Below are 5,786 nucleotides of genomic sequence, written 5' to 3'. Positions count from 1 at the left end.
CATGTCCCCGAACGAGTGTTCACCATGTCTCCGGTCTGTACACTTGGCCCGGCCATCCACGACTTGAGAATGGCCCCGGCGAAGTCGTGGATGCCCGGGCCGGGCCCGGGCAGGACGGCGGAGAGGGGTCACACACCGGATGAGGTCAGCTGCAAGGCTGCGTTGGCGAATGCTTCGCGAACTCCTCGCCAAGCGGCCATGTTGAAGGACGCATGACGGTCCAATGGCGCTCATCTTTTCCGCGTCTTCCGCGGCTTGACCGCCTTCGACCCGGGTAGCACCTGGTCGGTCTCGAAAAACCCTTTCCAGGGGTCTTCCTTCAGATAGTCCAGCCGCTGCCGCAGGTTGGCGACCGTGAAGTGGTCGGCGCGGATGCTGTCGCCGAGTTCGCTCCAGGCGAGCGGGGTGGAGACGGGGGCCCCGGCGCGGGCGCGCGTCGAGAAGGCGGCGACCGCGGTCGCGCCCCGCCCGTTGCGCAGGTAGTCGAGGAAGATGCGGCCCTTGCGCTTGGCCTTGGACATGGTCGCCAAGTAACGGGCGGGCTCGTCGGCCGCGAGCGTGTCGACGACCTCCTTGGTGAAGGCCTTGGCGGTGTCCCAGTCGGCGGAGGGGACCAGCGGCACCACCACGTGGAGGCCCTTTCCGCCGGAGGTCTTCACGAAGCTCTCCAGTCCCATCGCCGACAGCCGGTCGCGCAGCGCCACCGCGCCGTCGACGACGGCCTGCCACGTCACGCCCTCGCCGGGGTCGAGGTCGAAGATCAGCCGATCCGGATGGTCCAGGTCCTCGACGCGGGAGCCCCAGGGGTGGATCTCCAGGACGCCGGCCTGCACCAGGCCGATGAGGCCGCGCAGATCCGCGATGAAGGTCATCGGCTCCTCGTCACCGACGTCGACGGGCTGGATGTCCGGCGACAGCCCCTCCCAGCGATGCTTCTGGAAGAAGCACTGCTTGGCCGCACCCGAGGGACAGCGCACGAGGCTCAGCGGGCGTCCCGTGACATGGGGCAGCACCCAGTCGGCGATGCCGGCGTAGAACTCCGCCAGGCCCAGCTTGGTGATGCCCTGCTCTTCCCACAGCACGCGTTCGGGGTGGGTCAGGCGAATGCCGGACAGGTCCAGTTCCGGGGTATGGTCGTCCTCCACGGCGCCCTCCGTTTCCTCGCGCACCACCTCGGTCACCGGCTTGTCGTCGCGCAGGCCCTTGAAGGAAGCCTGCCGCAGCAGCCCGTCGGCGGTCCAGCCGCGAAACTCCACCTCGGCGACGAGGCGCGGTTCCACCCAGGTGACGCCCCGCGTCGCCGCGGCCGGCGGCTTGACCCCCAGGGGAGCCGCCTTGGTGGCCGTCGCGCCGAGGCCCCTGGCCAGGTGCTGGGCCTCCTTGGTCGAGAAGCCCGTGCCCACGCGCCCGGCCAGGACGAGGCCCTCGGGGCCGTTCACCGCGAGGACCAGGGCGCCGATCGAGCCGGAGGCCGCGGTGGATCGCGTGAACCCGACGACGACGAACTCCTGGCGCTGGGTGCACTTGGCCTTGAGCCAGCCGCCGCCCCTGCCGGAGGCGTAGGGCGCGTCCCGGCGCTTCGACACGATGCCTTCCAGCCCCAGGCGGCAGGCATGACGCAGCATCGTGGCGCCATCGTTCTCGACGTGCTCGCTGAACCGCAGCGGGGTGCCCGCGGGCAGGGCCGAGAACAGGTCCTCCAGCAGCCGACGGCGCTCCCCCAGCGGCGAGCGGCGCAGGTCCTTGCCCTCGAGGTAGAGAAGGTCGAACGCCGCATAGATCATGCGATCCTGGCGCCCGTCCGACAGGTCGGCCTGCAGGGCGGAGAAGTCCGACACGCCGGTGGAGGCCTCCACGATCACCTCCCCGTCGATCAGCGCGGAGCCGGCGGGCACGTCCTTCAGCGCCGTCGCGATGGCCGCAAAGCGCTGCGTCCAGTCGAGACCCTTGCGGGTCAGCAGCATGCATTGCGACCCGTCCACGCGCGCCTGGATCCGGTAGCCGTCGAACTTGATCTCGTGGATCCACTCGCCTCCGGTCGGCGGGGTCGCCGTGAGCGTGGCCAGCATGGGGTCGACGAACACCGGCAGGAGGCCCGGCTTGGCCTTCTTCGCGGGAGCGGGAGCAGGGGCCGGAGCAGGCCCGGGCCGCTTGGCGTCCTTCGTCTTGGCAGCGTTCGTCTTGGCAGCATCCGTCCTGGCATCCTTCGCCGGGGCGGCTCGCCTGGTGGCCGCCTTGCGGGCCTGTCGCTCGGCATGGTCCGAGCGCACCACGCCGCCTGCGGCCAGCTCGTCGTTCGTCTTGCCGCTCTTGAGCGACGTCTGTTCCTCGACGAGGAGGTCCGGATCACCCTCCGCCCTGGCATGTTCGTCGTCGCCCTTGATGAGGAGCCACTGCTCCGTCGTTTCGCGCGCTCGCGGGCGCATGCGCACCAGGTGCCATCGGCCCTTCAGCCGCTCGCCGGCCAGTGTGAAGTCGATGTGGCCCTTGGCAAATCCGCGCTGCGGATCCGCGTCGGGCGTCCACTGTCCCCGATCCCAGACGATCATGGTCCCGCCGCCGTATTCGCCGGCCGGGATGACGCCCTCGAAGTCGAGGTACTTCATGGGATGGTCCTCGGTCCGCACGGCGAGGCGCTTGTCGCCGGGCACGAGGCTCGGACCGCGGGTGACGGCCCAGCTCTTCAGCACGCCGTCGAGTTCGAGGCGCAGGTCGTAGTGCAGACGGGTGGCGTCGTGCTTCTGCACGACGAAGGAGCCTCCCGAGCGTTGCGGCTTGCCGCGCGGCGGTGCGTCCGGCCGGGGCTCCGGGGTGCGATCGAAGCTGCGCTTCGCCTCATAGGGCTGCAGCGCCGCCGCTGCGGAGGGTTTCGTCCCGCGCGGCGTGGTCGCTGCCGTCTCGGGCGTCGTCGTCTTTCGAGCCATGGTCGTCCTCGTCGAACGACAAGGCTCGGACCCACGCCGTGGTTCCCTCGGGCTCCGCTCGGCGAACCGGCGGGATGGTTAACGGGAGGTTCAAGTGTTCGCCAGTATTGCTCGCATAAGGCGAAAAGTCGCGCCCTTTACGCAGCGGTCGCGGCAGTGACGTTCGATAATTTGCTGATGTCTTGAGCACATTGCCCAAAACGTAATCTTTCTCTTTTTGGCGCCCGCGGAAAGCAATCAGCGGTTCTTAAACTTCAAATGTTATCAGCGTGGTTGTCTGATGGGGTCATTCGAAATGAAGACATTGCGACTTGCCGGCCTGGGGATTGGAGCAAAAATCGGTTTGATCATGGGGCTGATGGCCATTCCGCTGGGCCTGATGACCTACCTTTTCATTGCTCAAGCCCGGAAGGACGTGGACTTCGCCGCCCTCGAAGTGGCGGGATCGAAGGCGCTCATCGGGATCTGGAACGGCGCGGTGCTGGCGACGGCGCCCGATCAGCGGCCGGCCGCCATGGCCACGCTCGCCAAGGACATCGCCGAGACCGTTCCCTCCCTCGAGGACCAGTTCAAGGCCGGTGCCGCGGCCAAGGCCTTCTCCCAGACCCTGGCGGGATCGGCGTCGGTCGAGGACCGCGTCGCCGCGTACAAGACCGCCATCCAGAAGGTCAGCGACGCCTCGAACCTGACGCTCGATCCCGACGTCGACAGCTATTACGTCATGGACGTGGTGACCGTCCGCATGCCGGAACTGGTCGCGGCCCTGGCCGACCTGCGCAGCGCCGCCCAGCCCTTCGTCGGGACGGCGACCAAGCCGACGCCCGAGCAGTTCGTGGCCCTCGTGCGCTCGGTCGCGCGCGTGGACGGGGCCGACGATCCTGTCGAATCCTCGCTCAAGTCCGCCTTCGGCGGCAACGCCGACGGATCGCTCGAGAAGGCCCTCGGAAGCCGGTTCGCCACCTTCGTGAAGATGGCCAACGAGCTCGACGCGATCGCCTCCGAGGTCGTCGCCGACTTTGCCAAGGGCGCGCCCACGGCAGCAAAGGTGACCCAACTCCTCAAGGCCGAGGCCGCTCTGCACGCCTTCTCCGCCGAACTTTGGCCCGCGGCCAACGGCGAACTCCTCCGGCTGCTCGACACCCGCATCGACGCGCTGACCTCGAACGCCGTCACGAAGCTAGCGATCGCCGGCGCGTGCCTGCTCGTCATCGCCTTCCTGGGCTTCCTGATGGCGCGCCAGTTGCGCCGGTCCATCGGGGACCTCGTCGAAGCCCTGCAGCGCTTCCGCCGCAACGACTACGGCTTCGTCGTTCCCCATGCCGACCTGCCGAACGAGACGGGCGAGATCGCCCGGGCACTTCGGCGCTTCCAGGATCTGGGATCCCAGCAGGCGCTGACGATGGCCGCGCTCGACGGTTCGTCGACGCTGTTGATGATCACCGACCCGGAAGAGAAGGTCGTGTTCATGAGCGGGGCGCTGCTGAACCTCTTCATGCAGCTGGAGCCCACCTTCCGAGCGGCCCGGCACGACTTCTCCGTCGAGAAGATGTTCGGCGAGCACATCGACTACTACGACCGCAATGCCAACCTCGCGCGCGAGCTGATCATCGACGACGGCAAGGTCCGGAAGGTCAAGCTGAAGGTCGACGGCCGGACCATCCTGGTCGACATGAGCTACATCTATTCCGCGACCACGGGCGAGCGGCTCGGACACACCCTCCTGTGGCACGAGATGACGGGCGAACTCGAGGCCCAGGTGGAAGTCTCCCAGGTGGTGGCCGCCGCGGCCGAAGGCGACTTCACCAAGCGTCTCGACCTCGCCAACAAGTCGGGCTTCGTCAAGGAGATCGCCACCGGGCTGAACCGGATCTCCGAGACCGTCGACAACGCGGTGCGCGACTTCGCCCACGTGATGCAGGCGCTCGCCGACGGAGATCTGACCCGTCGTGTGACGAACGACTATCGTGGCGTTCTCGGCCAGCTCAGGACGAGCATCGACGAGACCATCGACCGCCTGTCGGAAACGGTGGTGACCATCCAGACGACCACCGTCGAGGCGACCGCGGCGGCGACGGAAATCGCCACGGGTGCCGACGACCTGGCGCGCCGGACGGAGGAGCAGGCCTCCTCGCTGGTGCAGACGGCCTCCACCGCCGATCTGCTGGCGAGCTCCGTGAAGGAGGGTGCCTCCTCGTCGCGCGAAGCCATGGAACTGGCCAGCGGCGCCCAGCGCATCGCCGAAACGGGTGGCTCGATCGTCACCCAGGCCGTCGAGGCGATGACCCGCATCGAGCAGGCCTCGCAGAAGATCTCCGACATCACCTCGGTGATCGACGACATCGCCTTCCAGACCAATCTCCTGGCGCTCAACGCGGCCGTCGAGGCGGCGCGGGCCGGCGAGGCGGGCAAGGGCTTCGCCGTCGTCGCCTCCGAGGTGCGCACGCTGGCGCAGCGGTCCTCGGAAGCGGCCAAGGACATCACCAGCCTCATCACCACGTCGACGGCGGAGGTGGCGCAGGGCGTCAAGCTCGTGCGCTCGGCCGGCGAGGTTCTGGGCAAGATCGTCGGCGCCTCGAACCAGGTCTCCGGCACCGTCACCCGCATCGCCGAATCGACCAACGAGCAGGCCAGCGGCATCGGCGAGATGACCAAGGCCATCGCGCACATGGACGAGATGACGCAGCAGAATGCCGCGCTCGCCGAGGAAAGCGCCGCGTCGGCCCAGACGATGTCGCAGCAGATCCGCCGCCTCAACGAGCTGGTGGCGGCCTTCCGGACATCGGCATCCCACGTGGGGACGATGCTCGAGGCGGCCAGGCCCGCGGCAGCCGTGTCGCAGCGTGCCGCTCCGGCGGCGCGTCC

General features: G+C 68.3%; 2 protein-coding genes. One reads left to right on the top strand and one right to left on the bottom strand.

Annotated features, from left to right (window positions below; genetic code table 11):
• Window positions 1-230: 230 nt before the first annotated feature.
• Window positions 231-2,924, bottom strand: coding sequence for a DNA ligase D (ligD, locus tag Q0Q47_RS30815; RefSeq protein WP_293868974.1), 2,694 nt, complete (start codon window positions 2,922-2,924; stop codon window positions 231-233).
• 358 nt (window positions 2,925-3,282) lie between these two features.
• Between ligD and Q0Q47_RS30810 the strand changes: the two genes are divergently transcribed.
• Window positions 3,283-5,786: methyl-accepting chemotaxis protein (locus tag Q0Q47_RS30810; protein ID WP_293868972.1), on the top strand; the 2,504-nt coding region annotated here is incomplete at its 3' end.

This window comes from uncultured Alsobacter sp. (assembly GCF_945952055.1).
GTDB lineage: Bacteria > Pseudomonadota > Alphaproteobacteria > Rhizobiales > Beijerinckiaceae > Alsobacter.
Note: the sequence above shows the minus strand (reverse complement) of the source record. Positions and strands in the feature narration are given on the sequence as shown.